The sequence below is a fragment of the Streptomyces cinnabarinus genome (assembly GCF_027270315.1).
GTDB lineage: Bacteria > Actinomycetota > Actinomycetes > Streptomycetales > Streptomycetaceae > Streptomyces > Streptomyces cinnabarinus.
This window is the reverse complement of the sequence record NZ_CP114413.1, coordinates 5,566,472-5,584,558: the sequence shown is the minus strand read 5'-3', so window position 1 is coordinate 5,584,558 and position 18,087 is coordinate 5,566,472. Positions and strand designations below refer to the sequence as shown.

Sequence of the window (18,087 nt, the reverse complement as noted above, 5' to 3'; positions counted from 1 at the left end):
GTTCCACGCTCACTCCCCGCTCACAGAATCTCGCCCCTGCTGCGGGCGTTCGCGTCGGCCACCCGCGCCCACATCAGGGCGGCCGCCTGCTCACGGACATACAGCGGCCGTACGTCGCAGGGACGCGCGGTCCACTCCAAACCCCCGCCCTCCGGGCGCAGCCATACAAACCCGGCGAGGTGATCCATGACGATTCCGCACTGCTCCAGCCGCGTGTCCTAGGCGAGTCGGCCGACGGGGAGCCGGATCTCCTCAAGCTCGACGCCGGTTGTCGTAGGTCCTCGGGATGTCACGGGCGCCTCCGTCCTCGCTGTTCGCACACCCAGCGAAACGGGCGGCTGCCGCCGGAGGACAGGGTGACGGTGTTCCAAACCCGGTTACGGAATGGCCCCCACCTCCCGCCTTTCACTGTTCGCGCACACACTGTCACCACCCGCGACTACCGTTGTCCGGGTGACGTCCCATCAGCGATGAGGAACAGCACGGCACTTCACGCCCGCCTGCACGGCAAGGGAGCCCCCACGATGACCCAGCCCGCCCGCGAACTCGACCCCGCGCACTCCGCACGCGACCTGTACGGCGTGGAACTGCGCCGCCAACGCCAGCTCGCCGGGCTGTCGTTGGACCGGCTGTCGGACATCGTCAACTACAGCAAGACGCACCTGCACGGAGTGGAGACGGGGGAGCGGCTTCCGTTGCCGCCGATCTCGGAGAAGCTGGATGTGGCGTTTGGGACGGGGGAGTTGTTCCAGGGGTTGTGGGGGGTGGTGAAGCGGGAGCATACGCCGAGACGGTTCGATCATTGTTTGGAGTTGGAGGCGCGGGCGGCGCGGATTCAGGAGTTCGGCGCGAGTCTCATTCCCGGGCTGCTCCAGACAGAGGCGTACATGCGAGCCCTGTTCACCGCGGGGGAGCCCGGGATGAGCCCTCGGGAAATCGACGGCCTCGTGGCAGACCGCTTGGGCCGCCAGGAGATCCTGCGCCGGGATTGCCCGGCGGACTGCTGGTGGATCATCGGGGAAGCGGCGCTACGACAAGCCGTAGGCGGACCAACAGTAATGAGCGGGCAACTCGCGGCGCTGCTGCCACTGGTCAACACACGTCACACGACCATCCAGGTGAGCCCGTTCGAGGCGGAGGCATGCGCCCTGATGAGCGGCACCCTCATCCTGCTGACTCTCCCAGACAACTCGATCACCTTGTACCAAGAGGGCGCCGGGTACGGGGAAGTCATCGACGACCGGGAGGCCGTCACGCGGCACGTGCGAGAGTACGATCTGAAGAAAGCGTGCGCCCTCTCGCCGCGGGAGTCAGCAGCGCTGATCGAGACGATGTTGGAGACACACGAGTCATGCGAGTCACCCGGGACCTGAGCACCGCCCGCTGGCGCAAGTCCTCGTACAGCGACGGCCAGCAGGGCGGCGCTTGTGTCGAAGTCTCTGACGATTTCCCCGGCTCCGTCCCCGTCCGCGACAGCAAGAACACAACCGGCCCTGTCCTGATGCTGGACGGAGTTGCCTGGCAGCTGTTCATCGACGGCATCAAGGACCGCTCCCTGTAGGACCGTTGCCTGACGCGGAACGGTCCTGGAGTTGTTCCATGACCGTTCCGGAACAGACAGCCCAGCTCAGCCCGTCACGGCCGCTTCCAGCTTCACGAGCGCCAAGTCCTCCCTGCGGTCAGCCTCGTCGCGCTTCCTGTAGGCGGCACGGACGGTGTCGGCGATACGGTCGCGGTCGGGCTGGGTGAGGACGGGAATGGGCAGTCCCCTTAGCAGCTTGGTGTGGTACTCCTGCTGCTTCCCTCCTACGCTCATGGACCGCAGAACGCGGAATACAGCCTCCGAACGGAAAAATGCGAACAGGTAGGCGCCGGAAACACCCGAGTCCCCGCTGACGACCCGCACAAAGTCCTGACTGAACGCGTTGTCCAGCCACGAACCCGTGACCAGGATCGATCGGCCGTACACCTCGTTGTCACCCAACGTGCCGTGAGCGGCGATCAAGACCGTCTCGTCCTCTTGCAGGATGTCATCGGGTGCCTGCTCCGCGCTGATCCAACGCCCTTCCGGCCGGACCCAGAAGGACTGACGCTGCCCGACGAGCCGAACGCCATAGGCCGGGTCCGCTTCAACACGCTTGAACCGCTTCCCGGTTCTGAGCATGCCCCCCGCACAAACCTCCCCCAACGACACACACTCCCGCTCCCCCAACCGCTCCAGAATCCCCCGAGCCCTCGGCTGAAAGTTGAGCGCCCGCAAGCTCGTCGCCGAGACACCGCGCTCCGCGAACCCCAGATCCCGCCCCTGCTCGTGCCACCGCAGATCCAGCAGCTCCTCGATCCCGGCCGTACGGAACAGATCCCGCGTCGCCGCATCGAGTCCCGCCTGGAACTCCGCCCTCAACTCGGCCGCGCCTTGGACGAGTTCGTGAATCTCGGTCTCTACGGCGTCCCCAAAGCGCGGAACAGGAATCTCACCGACGTGCTCGGGCGCGATGTGCTTCACCGCCGACCCGTAGATACCGCCTCTGACAAGCACCTCACCAAACCGGCTGGCCAGAAACGCGTACAGGTATCCCGGTTGGATCCTGTCTTGGTTCGGTACGACCTTCATGACGTGTTCCGATGACCAGAATCCGACCATGTCCGAGCGTACGTACGAGCGTCGCCCGGCGTTGAACCCTGACCGCGAGATCAGTGTCATCCCGGGCTTGAGCTCCATGTAGCTCAGGCTGGGTGACTCCGCTTCGGCCCTGCTCAGCCGGGGCAGGGCGCTGAAGTCAGCGACAAGCATGTCCTTGCTGCCCACGAACGGAACGCTGTGCGCGGGATCGGTGAGGTACACCCGCCGCGACATCGGACCGTCGAAGATGCCCCCCGCGTACCCCGCTGTGAGGTCTTTCAGCGCCGTCTTCTCCACTGGCAGCCGCTCCAGCAGCCGCGTCGTGGCAAACGCTCCCGACAGATAGGGCCTCGCAACAAGCTTCAACCCCTGCCGCTCAAACCACCCCAGCCGCGCCGGATTCCCGGGTTCGGCGACCTTCACGCCGTCTCCCCCTTCCGCCACGGAAGTTCGCGCCCGTGCTCCTTGAGGAACTTCCGGTACTCGTCGTGGACGTTGGGCCGCTCGTACTCCACAGGCCGGTCCCGCAGGTCCATCAGGTCGTTGTCGACGACCTTGTTCCGCACCTTGATCCGCCGGGGGATGACAACGCTCTTGACATAGATGTCGTCGTCCTCGAACTCGTCACGCCACTCGTAGTCGCCACGAGGATTCCGCACGTAGAGCTTGTTCCCGCGCCGGTCCATGCCGGCCTTCTCGACGACCGACATGAAGACCGGGTAATCCTCACGGCCGTGCAACTGCTCCTCGGTCTTCTCCCGTTGGGTCTTCTTCCGCAGGAAGAGCATGGTGGTGAGGATGTTGACCCCGGCGCCCACCACGAACGGCTCGATGGGCAGCTCAACGCTCGCCATGACCCAGCACTCGTCGAGGATGTACTGCCGTACGGCCTCGTCGTCGGGACCGGGGTTGGAGAGGATGCCGTTGGGCAGGACGATCCCCATCCGGCCGCCCTCTCTGAGCCACTCCACGCACTTCTGCACGAACAGCCGCTCGGGCGGGAGGGAGGCGGCGGGCTTGCCCTGCTTGAGCGAACCGTCCGCCTTGTCCCTGCTCCAGTCGTAGGCGATGCTCTGGGGCTTCTCCCCACCGGACTCGTCCACCCGGAACAGGTCCAGTGTGGGACCGGAGACGGGGATGTCGGTACCGAAGGGCGGGTTGGTGAGCAGGACGTCGACCTGGCCGGGGTAGATGCGCTCGCGGTGCTTCATCGCCGCTTCGTAGCCGGGCTGCTTCTGGCCCATGCGGGGGAACTGAAGGGAGTCCACCTGGAAGGTGTTGCCCTTCTCCTCGGTCAGCATCATGACGCCGAAGGAGGCCGCGCGGGTCAGGAACGGGTCGAAGTCCAGGCCGAAGATCCGATCGCGTGCGTACCGTGCGAGGTCCGGACGGTGCTCGGTCTCCAGCTCGGCCTTCCGCTTCGCGGACAGCCCGCGCCCGAAGTCCGGCATCCACTCGCGATGGAGTACATGGAGCAAGGTCTCGCGCAGGAAGCCGCCGGTGCCACAGCAGGGGTCGAGAACGGTCTCGTCGAGTTGCGGATCCAGGAGTTCGACCATGAAGCGGGTGGCGACATTCGGGGTGAAGTACTGCCCGCGGTCGCCGCGCAGGTTGTCGCCGACGAGTTCCTGGTAGGCGGTGCCGAGCGCGTCGAGGGAGGTGCCGTGCAGGGTGTACGTGGACAGTTCACCGGTGATGAAGGTGAGCGCGGCGTCGTTGAGGGTAAGCCGGTCGTACTCGGTGAACTGGTCGGGGTGGTCCTTCTTGACCTCGGCGAAGAGATCCTTCACACGCTGGGCCACAGCAGAGCTGCCCGCGTCGTCCTTCGCGAGGGCCACCAGCTCCGTCGTGTCGACGTAGAAGCGAGGGTCGCCCTTCTTCTCGCGCACCATTTTCTCGTCGTGCAGCTTGGCGAACAGGACGTACAGGAACTGCCAGAACGCTGCGTCCTTGGGCAGACCCTCGTTGCCGTGGATGAAGTCGTGGCAGCGGCGGAAGGCGAACCGCAGCATCGTCTCGTCGGCACTGCGCATGATGCCGAGCGAGGAGAGGTTGCCCTGGACGTCGAAGAGGGTGGCGTCGCCGCGCGGCCAGTTCGCCAGCGGAAGGTACTCGTCCTCGAAGCGGTTCGGGTCGCGACGGATGAAGTAGAGGTCCTTGTCATCCGTCCACATGCCGTACAAGCACTGCGGGCCGGCCGCGTGCATCAGGTCGGCGACCTCGTCGACCTGCTCCTTGGCCCGTGCGAACGTGCGGATCTTGGAGACGGTGCGGCTGTCGTTGGGGCGCGGCTTGATGACCACGATCCGGCGGATGTTCTCCCGCTTGGGCTCCTCGCCCTCCGGGATCGAGCCGTGCTCGAAGATCGCGATGCTCACGCGCTTGCGCGACTTGCGGCCGGTTTTACGGTTCTCCACCTGGAGCGGGAAGTCGGCCCGCATGTCGCGCGGGTCGATGCCGTACTGGTGGACGAGCGCTCGGGCGATGCGCTGCCGCACCTCCTCCATCGGGGTGTGCTTGACGACCTTGTCGCCGCCGGAGATGTAGTCGAAGATCTCGTCGTCCTGGAGCTTGCGCGGCCCGGAGTCCTCCTCCTGCACCCCCGCCGCCGCCCGCCCCTTACCGGACCCCTTCGGCTTCGCCCCGGCCGACGACCGCGCCGGCCTCCGCTCACCCTCCCCGGGAATGTCGAAGCCCAGCTGTTCCTCACCCATCGCGCCCGCGTCCACCCTGTCCCGTATTGCCACAATTAACGCCGCCTGCGGTCATCCGGCGGCACCGCCCAAGACTAGGCCAGCGCGGAACCGCTTCCGCACCGCTCCGCGCCGGACACGTACAACCCTGCCCACCGCTCGCGTCAGTCGCCGGTGTCGGCGTTCTCCCTCAACTCCTTCGCGATGTCGACCAGCGAACCGCGCTCCGGCACATGCCAGTGCCGGGTGCCCTGCACTTGCTGGTCGTTGCCCATCGACGTCCGCCGCATCAGACGTACCAGTGTGGAGGGCGCGTACGCCTTGCCGTCCGCCGCCCACACAAGCGGCTTGACCTTGTTGTTCTGCCAGGTGGCCCGAGCCCTCAGCGGATCCTCCTCGATCCACCGGGGCAGCTGCCTACGCTCGGGACCGGTCACCGGCCGGAACTCCAGCACCGTCCCGTCCTGGAGGTGGTCCGCGTCCACGATCACCCAGACCGCGTTGGTCACACGCCCACCGGTTCCGGACTCCTGGTCCAGCCTGGAGTCCGCATCACTGGGCGGCTCCTCGTCACCGACGACCCGGGCATACAGGCCGTCCGTCACCAGCTGGGCACGCTCCTCGGCCTGAACCGCTGTACGAAGCTGGCTGTTGCGGCCGTAGGCGCCGTCAACGACGATCACCATCCAGGCCAGAGCGCGCCGCACCCGGCCCGGCACCTCGGCCAGACGTGCCTCCCACGCCGCGTCCGCCTCCTTCTCGTCATCGAGGTCCGCGACGCCCATCGCCCGGTAGAGCACATGGGTGATCAGCAGGTCCCCATAGGCGGCGGCGCCCGCCAGGCGACCGACGGCACTCTCCTTCTCCCGCTCCAGCGCCTCCCGCACACCGCGCAGCAGCTGGACACACCGCCACACTCGATGAGCGGTCGGCTGCGGCCCGAAGAGTTGGCGATAGGTGTGCACTCCCCACAGTGCCGACGCATCCCGCTTGGCTTGGGCGGCGAGACCGGGAGAATGGGCAGCGGCCAGGGCAATGGCGGCCTCCTCCATCGTGCACCCCTCGTCGTGGGCAGGCTCGGGCTCCCCTCGCTTGATCACGTACCGGAGGCCCAGCGAGAGTGCGAAGTCATGCCGGAGATCGAACTGTTCCGGCCTGCGCGACCGGAAGTCCCGCTCCTGGGTGGGGTTCTGGGTGTTGGCAGCCACGGTGACACGGTCACCGAAGTCCTCGGGGCAGTCTTCCAGGGAGATGATCCGCACCAGAAGCCGCCCAAGGGCGGCCTTGCCCGGTTTCTGCTGCATCGCGCGATGCACAGCGCTCACCGTCTGCGCCCCGTTGATGAGGCTGGCACCCTCCAGCCGGAAGCCAGCTCCGGCCCCCGCAACCGGAGCGCCCTTGCCGTGCTTGCGGATCCGGTCGCAGAGCAGCGTGATCCCGTTGCTCAGATACCAGAAGTGCTCGGGCTCCTTGACCAGGGTGGCGCGGATCTTGTCGTTGACGTCACTTACGTCAAGAGCGTCGCGGATGTTGCGCGCCGTGAGGTGACGCCCGTGATCGTCGTACCACCCGGCGACCGCCTCGGCGGAGACCGTTCCGTAGTAGGCGGTGTAGGGGGAATCGATTTTTCCCACCCCGTCGACCTGTACGTCCAAGTCGACCTTCCGCTCGGCGTGGTCGCCCAGGATCTCCCGGTGCAGATCGCGCAGGTTGGTGACCTTGAGTTCCACGAGGTCGTCATCCAGGTTGTGCTTGTCGACCGCCTCATTGAGGAAGTCCTTGGTGTTCTGGTGCAGTTCCGTGCCGGTCACGAGCGCCAGCACCAGTGTCACCTTGGGCGAGGGACTGTTGAGCGCCCCGTCTATGGCGGCCGAATGCCGGTCGATCTTGCTGCCGAAGCGATGGAACTCCAGCTCCAGCAGATAGTCGAGCCCACGCATCAGTGCGGCGGCGTCATGCTCGCCGAATCCGGCCTCACCCTTGTCGCTCCACTTCGCCTGCACGAGGGTGACATGTTGCCGGTCGCCTCGTTGCTGCACCGCGACCGCGTCGATCCCCTTGTCCGTAGAGCTGTCGATCACGGACCGGCCGGCCTCTTCATCAGAGCACGCCGTCTCGATCTTGACCGCCAGGGCGGCCACCGCACGACTGAGGAACATCTGCTCCTCGTCCGGCCGTCCCGCGACATCCGACATGTCGATCAATGGCCGAAACCGCTCGATCAGCTTCCTGCGCAGGTTCCGGACCTGGACCGGGTACGCCACGGATTCCCCTCGACTTCGCAGACTTGTCGCAAGGCACCACACCCTCTCGGGTGCCGCACTCGACGAGGCTATCCCGGCAGCCGACAGGTGTTCCCTCCGTTTGACGGAACACCCGGAACGCAGCGCAGCAGCCATACCCGCATAGACATATGGTCACATGAATTGCTCACAAGAGTAATCTCGTGCCACCATGTGCACATGGTTGAGATCGCCATCAGCGCCGCCCGTTCCCAGCTCGGCGACCTGGTCCGCCGCGCCGCCCACGGGCGCGAGACCATCGCCCTCACCGACCACGGACACGTGGCCGCCCTTCTCGTATCGCCGCAGGTGATAGAGGACTTCGAAGACGCCCTCGCACTCGCCGACTTCCAGCGCCGCAAGGCGGAGGGGACCCTTGAGCCGGGCATCCCCCACGAGGAAGTCGGCCGAATGCTGGGGCTGCGGTAAGTGACCTATCAGATCATCTGGGAGCCGCGCGCCACGAACTCGGCGACGCGGTTCCTCAAGGACGACCCGGCAGGCCTGGCAGCCGTCTACGAAGCCGTCGACCTGCTGGCCACACAACCACGTCCGCACCACTCAGTCCCCTACGGATCTCAGGACGTCCGCCGCCTGCACGTCGGCGACTACCGAGTGCTGTACGTCATCGACGACAACGTGATCCACATCCTCGTCACCCACCTCGGCCGCACCCCCTGAGCCGACGAAAGAGCCGCGCCTCCCCTCCGCCCAGGGGAAGCGCGGCCCTCTGCCGTGGCCGTCGCCCTCAGCCGCCCAGCAGCCCCGTCGCCTGGCCCAACACCGGAATGCTGCCGATCGACTGCGCCTGCGCCACCGGCGCCGTGAGCATCCGCGAGGTCAGGGGCTGGAAGTCGGCGAGCTGGGTGCCCACGCCGTTGTCCAGGGGGTCGACGCCCGTCCCGGCCAGCGGGTTGGGCTTCAGGCCCGCGACCGTGCCGGTGACATGGCCGACCGTGCCGGTGACCGCCTGCAGGCCCGCCTGCGGGTCGATCTGGCCCAGGGAGGTGGGGCGGGTGCGCACCACGTCGAGGGCCGGCTCGGCGTCCGCGGCGGCCGTCGTCGCGGACGCGCCCAGGGCGGCACCGGCGGTCGCGAGGACGGCCAGGGCACGCCGGGCGGTGGTGTGGGGGAGGGACGCTTGTCCGGCCATCGGTTCTGCCACCTTCTGACGCAGCGGGTAATCAGGTCGACACGAAGGGTAGTTGAGGTGTGACGCGCGCTTCAAAGCCGACCCGCGGAGTCGATGAACGGCAGGTGAATGCGTCATATTGGTGTTCCGTGAGCTCCCATCCACCCATACCGACCCGAGTCGTGCTGCTCTGCGGCCCCTCCGGCTCCGGCAAGTCCCTTCTCGCGGCCCGCTCCGGGCTTCCGGTGCTGCGCCTCGATGACTTCTACAAAGAGGGCGACGACCCGACGCTGCCGCTGGTGCTCGGGAGCTCCGACATCGACTGGGACCACCCCGAGTCCTGGGACGCCGACAAGGCGGTGGCGGCCATCGAGGCACTGTGCCGCACGGGCCGTACGTCGGTCCCGGTCTACGACCTCTCGCTCAGCGCCCGCACCGGCGAGGAGCCCGTCGAGATCGGCCGTACGCCGCTGTTCATCGCGGAGGGCATCTTCGCGGCCGAGATCGTCACCCGCTGCCGGGAACTGGGCCTCCTCGCCGACGCGCTGTGCCTGAGCCGCGGCCCCGTGAAGACGTTCCGCCGCCGCTTCCTGCGGGATCTGAAGGAGGGCCGCAAGTCGGTGCCCTTCCTGCTGCGCCGGGGCTGGCGGCTGATGCGGGCGGAGCGGTCGATCGTGGCCCGGCAGACCGCGCTGGGCGCCTACGCCTGCGACCGCGACGAGGCGATGGGCCGCCTGACCGACGCCGCCGCGGGCCGCCACGTACAGGCGCGGACGCCCGCGTAGCGGCCGGGCGACGCGCAGGCACGAGAAAGCGGGACTGGACGGACCCCCCGGCCCTCCAGTCCCGCTCCCTTTTGGTGCTCCCCCGTGGTGCTCTCCCCCGTTGGTCCCCCGTGACCCCCGTTGAGCCCCCCAGTTACTGCTCCCCCGTTACTTGCTCCCCCCGGACCTTCAGGCCACCAGCTCGCCGAAGGCGTCCTCCTCGTCACGGCCGAAGCTGAGGACCTCGTCCTCGCGCAGCCGGCGGAGCGACCGCCAGATGCTGGACTTCACCGTGCCGACACTGATGTCGAGGATGTCCGCGATCTCCGGGTCGGTACGGCCCTCGTAGTAACGCAGGACCAGCATCGTCCGCTGGAGTTCGGGCAGCCGGGCCAGCGCCTGCCACAGGACCGCGCGCAGCTCGGTGCCGCGCATCGCGTCCGTGTCGCCGGCCGTCTCCGGCAGCTCCTCGGTCGGGTACTCGTTCAGCTTGCGGCGGCGCCACGCGCTGATGTGCAGATTGGTCATCGTCCGCCGCAGGTATCCCCCGACGGCGGCCTTGTCGCTGATCCGGTCCCAGGCCCGGTACGTCGAGAACAGCGCGCTCTGCAGCAGGTCCTCGGCCTCGAACCGGTCACCGGTGAGGTGGTAGGCGGTTGCGTACAGGGAGGCGCGGCGCTCCTGGACGTAGGCGGTGAACTCCGCCTCCGACAGCGAACGACGCTCCCCCGTGTCCTCCCTGTACGCGCTTCCCCCGTGCGCTTCCCCCGTGAAACCGTCAACCACCGTCATGTACGCGGTGTGCTGACGCCCGGCGCCGCGAGCGCACCCCCGCCCGCTCACGGCACCGGACTTCTCCGGACCCCGGCCCCCGTGCACGTCGTGCAGGCGCGTGACAACTGCGCTGGTGCTCATGCTGTGCAGCGTGTTCATCTCGCGCCCCCCGTCGTGGACTTCCGGTGTTCGGCTTGCTTCCTTGCCTGTGCCGAAAAGCTTGCCCTCGCACCTTCATGGCCGTGTCCGCCGACTGTCACAGACCTGTCACAGGGGTCCGTCGTACCGGACGCACAGCGTGGTCACAGAGCGCAGCGCTACTGCCACGTACCCGTACAGGTGTCGAAACCCGCAGCGCCATGGGCCAGAATGAGCCCCGTGCCTTCCCTGTTGCTGATCGAGGACGACGACGCCATCCGCACGGCCCTGGAGCTCTCACTGACGCGCCAGGGACACCGGGTGGCTACTGCTGCCACCGGTGAGGACGGCCTGAAGTTGCTGCGCGAGCAGCGGCCGGACCTGATCGTGCTGGATGTGATGCTGCCCGGCATCGACGGCTTCGAGGTGTGCCGTCGTATCCGGCGCACCGACCAGTTGCCGATCATCCTGCTCACCGCGCGCAGCGACGACATCGACGTGGTGGTCGGGCTCGAGTCCGGCGCCGACGACTACGTCGTCAAACCGGTGCAGGGCCGGGTGCTCGACGCCCGTATCCGTGCCGTACTGCGGCGCGGGGAGCGGGAGTCCAACGACGCGGCGGCCTTCGGCAGCCTGGTCATCGACCGGGCCGCGATGACGGTCACCAAGAACGGCGAGGACCTCCAGCTCACCCCGACCGAGCTGCGGCTGCTGCTGGAGCTGAGCCGGCGGCCCGGACAGGCGCTGTCCCGGCAGCAGTTGCTGCGGCTGGTGTGGGAGCACGACTACCTCGGTGACTCCCGGCTGGTCGACGCCTGTGTGCAGCGGCTGCGCGCCAAGGTCGAGGACGTGCCCTCGTCCCCGACGCTGATCCGTACGGTCCGTGGTGTCGGCTACCGCCTGGACGCGCCTCAGTGACATCGGCGCAAGGGGGGTTCCGCGGCTGGTTCGCGGTTCGCAAGGGAGTCTGGTCACGGCTGCGTTTCACCAGCCTGCGGCTGCGTCTGGTGGTCGTCTTCGGTCTGGTGGCGCTGACCGCCGCCGTGTCCGCGTCCGGGATCGCCTACTGGCTCAACCGTGAGGCGGTGCTCACCCGTACCCAGGACGCGGTGCTGCGGGACTTCCAGCAGGAGATGCAGAACCGGGCCGGGGTGCTGCCCGAGCGGCCGACACAGTTCGAACTCCAGCGCACCGCGGACCAGATGGCCAACGGCAGCCAGCGCTTCAGTGTGCTGCTGGTCGCGGAGAACCCCGACGGCCGTACCGTCTCCGGCAGTTCGGGCGGCCTGAGCGGCTTCACGCTGAAGGACGTGCCCGAGTCGCTGCGCGAGACGGTGAACGAGGAGCAGGAGGTCAACTCCACCAACAAGTACGCGTACCACCTGTACTGGCAGCGCGTGGTGGAGGACGACATCCCGTATCTGGTCGCCGGGACCAAGGTGATCGGCGGCGGGCCGACCGGTTACATGCTGAAGTCCCTGGAGCCGGAGGCCAAGGACCTCAACTCGCTCGCCTGGTCGCTGGGCATCGCCACCGGCCTCGCCCTGATCGGCTCCGCGCTGCTCGCGCAGGCCGCCGCCACGACCGTGCTCAAGCCCGTGCACCGGCTGGGGGTCGCCGCCCGGCGGCTCGGCGAGGGCAGGCTGGACACCCGGCTGCGGGTGTCCGGGACGGACGAACTGGCCGATCTCTCACGGACGTTCAACAACGCCGCCGAGGCGCTGGAGAAACGGGTCGCGGACATGGCCGCGCGGGACGACTCCTCACGGCGGTTCGTCGCCGACATGAGCCATGAGCTGCGCACCCCGCTCACCGCCATCACCGCCGTCACGGAGGTGCTGGAGGAGGAGCTGGAGGCGGAGACCGGGTCCATGGACCCGATGATCGAGCCCGCGGTCCGGCTGGTGGTGAGCGAGACCCGTCGCCTCAACTCCCTGGTGGAGAACCTGATGGAGGTCACCCGCTTCGACGCGGGCACCGCCCGTCTGGTGCTGGACGACGTGGACGTCGCCGACCAGATCACCGCCTGCATCGACGCCCGTGCCTGGCTGGACGCGGTCGACCTGGACGCCGAGCGCGGCATCCACGCCCGGCTCGACCCGCGCCGCCTGGACGTCATCCTGGCCAACCTCATCGGCAACGCGCTCAAGCACGGCGGATCGCCGGTGCGGGTGTCGGTGCGCGAGTCGGCGGCCGAGGACGGTCGGGGCGCGGCGGTCGTCATCGCGGTACGGGACCACGGTCCTGGTATCCCCGAGGACGTCCTGCCGCACGTCTTCGATCGCTTCTACAAGGCGAGCGCCTCCCGCCCCCGTTCCGAGGGCAGTGGCCTGGGCCTCTCCATCGCCCTGGAGAACGCCCATATCCACGGCGGCGAGATCACCGCCGCCAACTCGCCCGAGGGCGGTGCGGTGTTCACGCTCCGGCTGCCCCAGGACGCCTCCTCGCTGACGCGGGAGGACGAGGAGAACAAGGGCGCGGACGAGAAGGGCGAGGCGTGATGACCGTACGCCGTCTGCTGGCGCTTCCGCTGTTCGCCGGGCTGCTCGCCGGCTGCGGGATCCGGGCCACCGAGGTGCCCACCGACTTCGGCCCCGCGCCGTCCCGGGTCCACTGCTCCCTTGTCGAGCCGGACATCTCCACCCAGGTCTCCCGGGGCGTGCCCGCCCAGGTGTTCCTGCTGTGCCGCTCGTCCCTGGTGGCCGTGGACCGCACGGTACGGGTCCCGGAGGGCGCCCCCGACTCCCAGCGGCGCGTCCTGGTCGCCCAGGGCCTCCTGGACGAGCTCAAGGCGAACCCGACGGGACCGGAGCAGGAGGCGGGCTACACGAGCGAGGTCCGCGGCAACCTCTCGGTCACCGGCCCCCGCGCCGACGACCCCGACGACACCCTCCGCCTGAGCACCCCGCCCGAGGCCCTCCCCCCGGTGAGCCTGGCCCAGATCGTCTGCACCTTCTCCGACTCGGAGGCGGCGGAGGGCGACGGCTCGGTGATCCTGGGCGGCCCCGAGGAGGACGACCTGCGGCGCTACGAGTGCACGGAGGACGTAAGGGCGAGACCGACCACGGAAGAGCCACCGTCGGCACCCCTCTAGAGCCGCGGCAGGACAGCGCCGGGAGGTCGGGGGCGCGGGGAACGGCGCGACAGGCCCCCACGCACCCGCAGCCAAAACACGCCCCCTCCCCCGCCCCGGAACCAACCGCACCGAAGAAGGCGTCTTGGGGGTCGTGCAGCGTCAAGGCTCCATCAGCGGCGGCAACATCATCCGCATCCGGGTAATAGTCGGCGGCCTCCTGGCCGCCCACCTCGCATTGGTCGCCTGGCTCACGCTGCGCCCCCTCGACGTCCCCTGGGTGATGCCTCCCAACCTGCGCCCGTTCGCCGGGATCGAGGCCGACTTCGCGCTGGGCTGGCAGGTGGGGGTGCGGCGGATCGCCGAGGGCCTCGCTCTGCTCGCGCCGCTGGGCGTCCTGCTCCCCGCGGTGCACGGCAGGATCAGCGTCTCCCCGCTCGCGTCACTGGTCCGTACGGTCGCGGCGGGCGCCCTGATCTCGCTCGCCGTCGAACTGCTCCAGACCGGCGTGCCGGGACAGGTCGTGGACGTCGACTCGCTGCTGCTGAACCCGGTCGGGGTGGCCCTCGCCCACGTGGCGGTGGTGCCGGCGGCACGCCACTGGCTGCGTCGCAGGACCGAGCGCGACCACACCGTCTCCGCCCTGAAGGAGGAGGCTCCTCAGGGTAGGACCCCGACGATTCCCAGGGTCGGGATCGCACCGTAGAGCGACGCTTTGCCCCCTTCGTCTCCGTACCGTGGAAGTCAGATGAGGCAGCCGGACAGGCGGCCTCCGACCGACGCTCACGAAGGAGCCGAAGATGTCCCGTCTCGCCCGCCCCACCCAAGGCCGCATGATCGGCGGAGTGTGCGCCGCGCTGGCGCGACGCTTCGGTACCTCCGCGACCACAATGCGCGTGCTGTTCCTGCTGTCCTGCCTGCTGCCGGGCCCGCAGTTCCTGATCTACATAGCGCTGTGGATCTTCCTGCCCTCCGAGGACAAGGCGCGCACCGCCTGGTAACGGCTTCGACCCTACGCCGATGGGGCGCACCCCCGTGTCCAAGGGGTGCGCCCCATCTGCGCGTTCGGGGAGGCTCAGCCGAGCGGCAGGCCGTTCACACCCGTGCCGGCGCCACCGCCGGGCAGCACCTTGCCGACCGGGAGGCCGCCGAGGAGCCCCGCGACCGGCGCGGTCGGGCCGCCGGTGAGCACCTTCTGGGCGATCGGCTGCGCGGCGGCCACGCTCGTACCGACCGCGCTCTGCCCCTGGGCCAGCGCCTGACCGGCACCCGGCAGCGCCTGGGAGACGTTCTCCGCGGGCAGCGTCCGGGTCACCGTGTCCAGCGCCGAACCGGCGTCCGGCAGGGCCGGGGCGGCGTTCGCGGCGCCCGCACCGGCGGCGGCGAAGGCGGCACCGAGGGCGGCGACACCGAGGGTCTTGGCAGCAGACTGCTTCATTGAATGCGTCCTCGAAATGGGATGGCGGGGATGTGAGCGGTCCACGACCGTAAACATGCCACGGTGCCCGCCGCAAACATCGAAATGCGGACGGATTGTGAACGCCCGCCCGCATTCCGAGTTCCGCAATATCCCTCGATCAGCCCTCTTCGTCCGCAGAGCCGCTGGTGGACGCGGTCTGCTGGAACAGCCACTCGGATTTCAGCTCGGCGTAACCGGGCTTGATGACGTCATTGATCATCGCGAGTCGTTCATCGAAAGGAATGAACGCTGATTTCATCGCATTGACGGAGAACCACTGCATGTCGTCGAGCGTGTAACCGAATGCGTCGACAAGGTGCTCGAATTCCCGGCTCATGCTGGTGTGGGACATCAGCCGGTTGTCGGTGTTCACCGTCGTCCGGAAGTGCAGCCGCCGGAGCAGCCCGATCGGGTGCTCGGCGTAGGAGGTGGCGGCGCCGGTCTGGAGGTTGGAGCTGGGGCACATCTCCAGCGGGATGCGCTTGTCGCGGACGTAGGAGGCGAGCCGGCCGAGGTGGACGGTGCCGTCGTCCTTGACCTCGATGTCGTCGATGATGCGCACCCCGTGCCCGAGCCGGTCGGCGCCGCACCACTGGAGGGCCTGCCAGATGGACGGCAGCCCGAACGCCTCACCGGCGTGGATGGTGAAGTGGTTGTTCTCGCGCTTGAGGTACTCGAAGGCGTCGAGGTGCCGGGTGGGCGGGTAGCCGGCCTCGGCCCCGGCGATGTCGAAGCCCACCACGCCCAGGTCGCGGTAGCGGTTGGCGAGTTCGGCGATCTCCAGCGCGCGGGCGGCGTGCCGCATGGCGGTGAGCAGGGCGCCGACCCGGATCCGCCGGCCGCTCTCGCGGGCGAGCCGTTCGCCCTCCCGGAAGCCGTCGTTGACGGCCTCGACGACCTCTTCGAGGCTGAGCCCGCCGTCGAGGTGCTGCTCGGGCGCGTAGCGCACCTCGGCATAGACGACGCCGTCCTCGGCGAGGTCCTCGGCGCACTCGCGGGCGACGCGGACGAGGGCGTCGCGGGTCTGCATGACGCCGACGGTGTGCGAGAAGGTCTCCAGATACCGTTCCAGCGAGCCGGAGTCGGCGGCCTCGCGGAACCAGATGCCGAGCTTGTCGGGGTCGGTCTCGGGGAGCTGGGAGTAGCCGCCCTCACGGGCGAGTTCGACGATGGTCCCGGGGCGGAGGCCGCCGTCGAGGTGGTCGTGCAGCAGAACCTTGGGCGCCCGGCGGATCTGCTCCGGCGTCGGGGTGTTCGCGATGGTCTGGCTCGTCATTTCCGCACTCTAACGCCTACGCGCGTAGATCGCCTGTTGGACGTTTCCGTCGATACGTAACGGTGACCCCACCGACGGGTGGCGTACACCCGTCCTTCTGACACTGTTCTGTCATGGCGCAACAAGCGACGCCGGTTCGCACGGCCCGGCTGGGGAGACCGCTCGGCCCGGAACCGGCGACGGTCAGCGGAGTGGTACTGCTGCTCCCCGGAGGCGATGAGACGTCACATCGCCGTCCCTCCACGATGTTGGCTGCGGCCCCGGTCCGCGCTCTCGGGCGCCGGCTGTCCCGCGCGGCCCGGGAGGAGGGGCTCGCCGCGCATGTCGTCCACTACCGCTGGCGGGGCTGGAACGGCAGCGAGGCGAACCTGGCGCGGGACGCGAACTGGGCGGTGGAGGAGGTCGTACGGCGCTACGGGGATGTGCCGGTGTGTCTCGCCGGGTTCGACATGGGCGGGCGGGCCGCGCTGCGCTCCGGCGGGCACGAGGCCGTCAACTCCGTGCTGGCGATAGCGCCTTGGCTGCCGGAGGAGGACGTCGCGGCGCCACCCGAACCGGTGAAGCAGCTCGCGGGGCGGCAGGTGCTGATCGTGCACGGCACGAACGATCAGCGGACGGATCCGGAGTTGTCGTTCCGGTTCGCCGCCCGGGCGAAGAAGGCGAACCGGGATGTGTGCCGGTTCGAAGTGCACTCCGACGGACACGGGTTGCATCAGCACCGGGATGAAGTGCTGGCGCTGGCCGAGGACTTCGTGATGGGGGCGTTGTTCGGGCGGGCGTTCGCCCGGCCGGTCGCGGACGCGTTCGCGGCTCCGCCGCCGCTTGGCCTGCGGATGCCGCTCGCCTCTGGTTTCGGGCGTCGTCGGTAGCCCCCTAGGTGGGGAGCAGGTTGCCCCTCTTCGACAGCAGGAACTTCTTGAAGGCCGCCACCGGCGGAGTGTCCGGGTGGCCGTCCAGCCACGCCACGCCGATCTCCCGTACCGCCCTCGGGGCCGTCACCGTCAGTTCCACCACCCCGGGGCGGGGTACCGCGGGCGGAGGCAGGAGCGCGACCCCCAGACCGGCCGCCACCAGACCCCTCAGGGTCTCCGCCTCCTCCCCCTCGAACGCGACCCTCGGCTTGAAGCCCGCTTCCCTGCACAGGTCGTCGGTGATGCGGCGGAGGCCGTAGCCGGGCTCCAGGGTGACGAACGTTTCGTCGGCCGCCTCGGCCAGGCGGATGCGTCGGCGGGAGGACAGGCGGTGGTCGGCCGGGACCACCAGACGCAGCTTCTGTTCGTCCAGGCGGCGGCCCACCAGGTCCGGGGCGTCCGGCACCGGGGACGTGAGGCAGAGGTCGAGTTCGCCCGCGCGCAGTCCCTCAAGCATGGCCTCGCCGTAGTTCTGGACGAGGCTGAAGCGGACCCGGGGGTGGTCCGCCCGGAAGGCGCTGATGAGGCCGGGGACCGTCTCCCAGCCCATGGTGTGCAGAAAGCCGAAGGCGACCTTGCCGGTGGCCGGGTCGGCGTCCGCGCGGACCTCGTCGGCGGCGCGTTCGACCTCGGCCAGGGCGCGTTCGACGGAGGTGAGGAAGGTGCGGCCCGCGGGGGTGAGGGAGACCGTGCGGCCGCGGCGGGTGAACAGGTCCACGCCCAGGTCCTGTTCGAGGCGGACCATGGCGCGGGAGAGGGTCGACTGAGGGACCTGCATCTCCTGCGCGGCCCGGGTGACGTGCTCGGTGCGGGCGACTCCGGCGAAGTAGGCGAGCCGCGGCGCCAGCAGCATCGCCATGTCTTCTGTGTCACTGGACGGTGACAGTCGCGCCTGTGACCTCTGCTGATGCTCCATGGGAACGATTATGGAGAGTTCATGCATTGGACGGATCAGCGGGCGC

General features: G+C 68.8%; 20 protein-coding genes. 11 read left to right on the top strand and 9 right to left on the bottom strand.

Features of this window, described 5'->3' with window-relative positions:
- Positions 1-20: 20 nt before the first annotated feature.
- On the bottom strand, positions 21-188 hold the full coding sequence (locus STRCI_RS25430; RefSeq protein ID WP_269661272.1) for a hypothetical protein: 168 nt from the start codon (positions 186-188) through the stop codon (positions 21-23).
- Positions 189-524: 336 nt separating this feature from the next.
- Here STRCI_RS25430 and STRCI_RS25425 point away from each other — a divergent pair, with 336 nt between their 5' ends.
- Positions 525-1,373: a helix-turn-helix domain-containing protein gene (locus STRCI_RS25425; RefSeq protein WP_269661271.1), complete on the top strand. Its 849-nt coding sequence runs from the start codon at positions 525-527 to the stop codon at positions 1,371-1,373.
- The gene (locus STRCI_RS25420) at positions 1,352-1,561 is read left to right on the top strand and encodes a DUF397 domain-containing protein (RefSeq protein ID WP_269661270.1); all 210 of its coding nucleotides are present in this window, start codon (positions 1,352-1,354) and stop codon (positions 1,559-1,561) included. The genes STRCI_RS25425 and STRCI_RS25420 overlap by 22 nt, the downstream gene beginning before the upstream one ends.
- Before the next feature lie 66 nt (positions 1,562-1,627).
- Here the strand turns inward: STRCI_RS25420 and mads5 are convergent, their stop codons facing one another.
- The 3 genes from mads5 to STRCI_RS25405 form a co-directional block, all read right to left on the bottom strand.
- Entirely contained in the window at positions 1,628-3,046 is a 1,419-nt protein-coding gene (gene mads5 / locus STRCI_RS25415; RefSeq protein ID WP_269661269.1) for a methylation-associated defense system restriction endonuclease subunit S MAD5, read from the bottom strand.
- A complete protein-coding gene (gene mads2 / locus STRCI_RS25410; RefSeq protein WP_269661268.1) occupies positions 3,043-5,337 on the bottom strand; it encodes a methylation-associated defense system DNA methyltransferase MAD2 in 2,295 nt (764 codons plus the stop codon). The genes mads5 and mads2 overlap by 4 nt, the downstream gene beginning before the upstream one ends.
- A 143-nt stretch (positions 5,338-5,480) precedes the next feature.
- Positions 5,481-7,580, bottom strand: coding sequence for an AIPR family protein (locus STRCI_RS25405; protein WP_269661267.1), 2,100 nt, complete (start codon positions 7,578-7,580; stop codon positions 5,481-5,483).
- A 198-nt stretch (positions 7,581-7,778) separates the two neighbouring features.
- On the opposite strand from STRCI_RS25405, the gene STRCI_RS25400 reads away from it, so the two are divergent.
- Positions 7,779-8,027 (top strand): type II toxin-antitoxin system Phd/YefM family antitoxin, encoded by a 249-nt coding sequence (locus tag STRCI_RS25400; RefSeq protein ID WP_269661266.1) that lies wholly within the window; start codon positions 7,779-7,781, stop codon positions 8,025-8,027.
- The gene (locus STRCI_RS25395) at positions 8,028-8,279 is read left to right on the top strand and encodes a type II toxin-antitoxin system RelE family toxin (RefSeq protein WP_269661265.1); all 252 of its coding nucleotides are present in this window, start codon (positions 8,028-8,030) and stop codon (positions 8,277-8,279) included.
- A gap of 67 nt (positions 8,280-8,346) precedes the next feature.
- On the opposite strand, the gene STRCI_RS25390 is transcribed toward STRCI_RS25395, so the two are convergent.
- Complete coding sequence (locus STRCI_RS25390) at positions 8,347-8,751, bottom strand: hypothetical protein (protein ID WP_269661264.1); 405 nt, start codon at positions 8,749-8,751, stop codon at positions 8,347-8,349.
- Between the two features lie 59 nt (positions 8,752-8,810).
- Here STRCI_RS25390 and STRCI_RS25385 point away from each other — a divergent pair, with 59 nt between their 5' ends.
- The gene (locus STRCI_RS25385) at positions 8,811-9,515 is read left to right on the top strand and encodes a uridine kinase family protein (protein WP_269661263.1); all 705 of its coding nucleotides are present in this window, start codon (positions 8,811-8,813) and stop codon (positions 9,513-9,515) included.
- Between the two features lie 168 nt (positions 9,516-9,683).
- Here STRCI_RS25385 and STRCI_RS25380 read toward each other — a convergent pair whose 3' ends face one another.
- Entirely contained in the window at positions 9,684-10,427 is a 744-nt protein-coding gene (locus STRCI_RS25380) for a SigE family RNA polymerase sigma factor (RefSeq protein ID WP_269661261.1), read from the bottom strand.
- Positions 10,428-10,646: 219 nt separating this feature from the next.
- Between STRCI_RS25380 and afsQ1 the strand changes: the two genes are divergently transcribed.
- The 5 genes from afsQ1 (at position 10,647) to STRCI_RS25355 (ending at position 14,480) form a co-directional block, all read left to right on the top strand.
- Positions 10,647-11,324: a two-component system response regulator AfsQ1 gene (afsQ1, locus tag STRCI_RS25375; protein WP_041819431.1), complete on the top strand. Its 678-nt coding sequence runs from the start codon at positions 10,647-10,649 to the stop codon at positions 11,322-11,324.
- The gene (locus tag STRCI_RS25370; protein WP_269661260.1) at positions 11,321-12,907 is read left to right on the top strand and encodes a sensor histidine kinase; all 1,587 of its coding nucleotides are present in this window, start codon (positions 11,321-11,323) and stop codon (positions 12,905-12,907) included. The genes afsQ1 and STRCI_RS25370 overlap by 4 nt, the downstream gene beginning before the upstream one ends.
- On the top strand, positions 12,907-13,500 hold the full coding sequence (locus STRCI_RS25365; protein WP_269661259.1) for a hypothetical protein: 594 nt from the start codon (positions 12,907-12,909) through the stop codon (positions 13,498-13,500). The genes STRCI_RS25370 and STRCI_RS25365 overlap by 1 nt, the downstream gene beginning before the upstream one ends.
- Positions 13,501-13,633: 133 nt before the next feature.
- Positions 13,634-14,185, top strand: a complete 552-nt coding sequence (locus STRCI_RS25360) for a VanZ family protein (protein WP_269664639.1) — start codon at positions 13,634-13,636, stop codon at positions 14,183-14,185.
- A gap of 94 nt (positions 14,186-14,279) precedes the next feature.
- Positions 14,280-14,480: a PspC domain-containing protein gene (locus STRCI_RS25355; RefSeq protein ID WP_015658253.1), complete on the top strand. Its 201-nt coding sequence runs from the start codon at positions 14,280-14,282 to the stop codon at positions 14,478-14,480.
- Between the two features lie 74 nt (positions 14,481-14,554).
- Here STRCI_RS25355 and STRCI_RS25350 read toward each other — a convergent pair whose 3' ends face one another.
- Entirely contained in the window at positions 14,555-14,917 is a 363-nt protein-coding gene (locus STRCI_RS25350; RefSeq protein ID WP_269661258.1) for an ATP-binding protein, read from the bottom strand.
- Between the two features lie 139 nt (positions 14,918-15,056).
- Positions 15,057-16,214, bottom strand: coding sequence for an adenosine deaminase (locus STRCI_RS25345; RefSeq protein ID WP_269661257.1), 1,158 nt, complete (start codon positions 16,212-16,214; stop codon positions 15,057-15,059).
- A gap of 113 nt (positions 16,215-16,327) precedes the next feature.
- Here STRCI_RS25345 and STRCI_RS25340 point away from each other — a divergent pair, with 113 nt between their 5' ends.
- Positions 16,328-17,083 (top strand): prolyl oligopeptidase family serine peptidase, encoded by a 756-nt coding sequence (locus STRCI_RS25340; RefSeq protein ID WP_269661256.1) that lies wholly within the window; start codon positions 16,328-16,330, stop codon positions 17,081-17,083.
- Between the two features lie 4 nt (positions 17,084-17,087).
- On the opposite strand, the gene STRCI_RS25335 is transcribed toward STRCI_RS25340, so the two are convergent.
- Complete coding sequence (locus tag STRCI_RS25335; RefSeq protein WP_269661255.1) at positions 17,088-18,041, bottom strand: LysR family transcriptional regulator; 954 nt, start codon at positions 18,039-18,041, stop codon at positions 17,088-17,090.
- Positions 18,042-18,087: the final 46 nt, after the last annotated feature.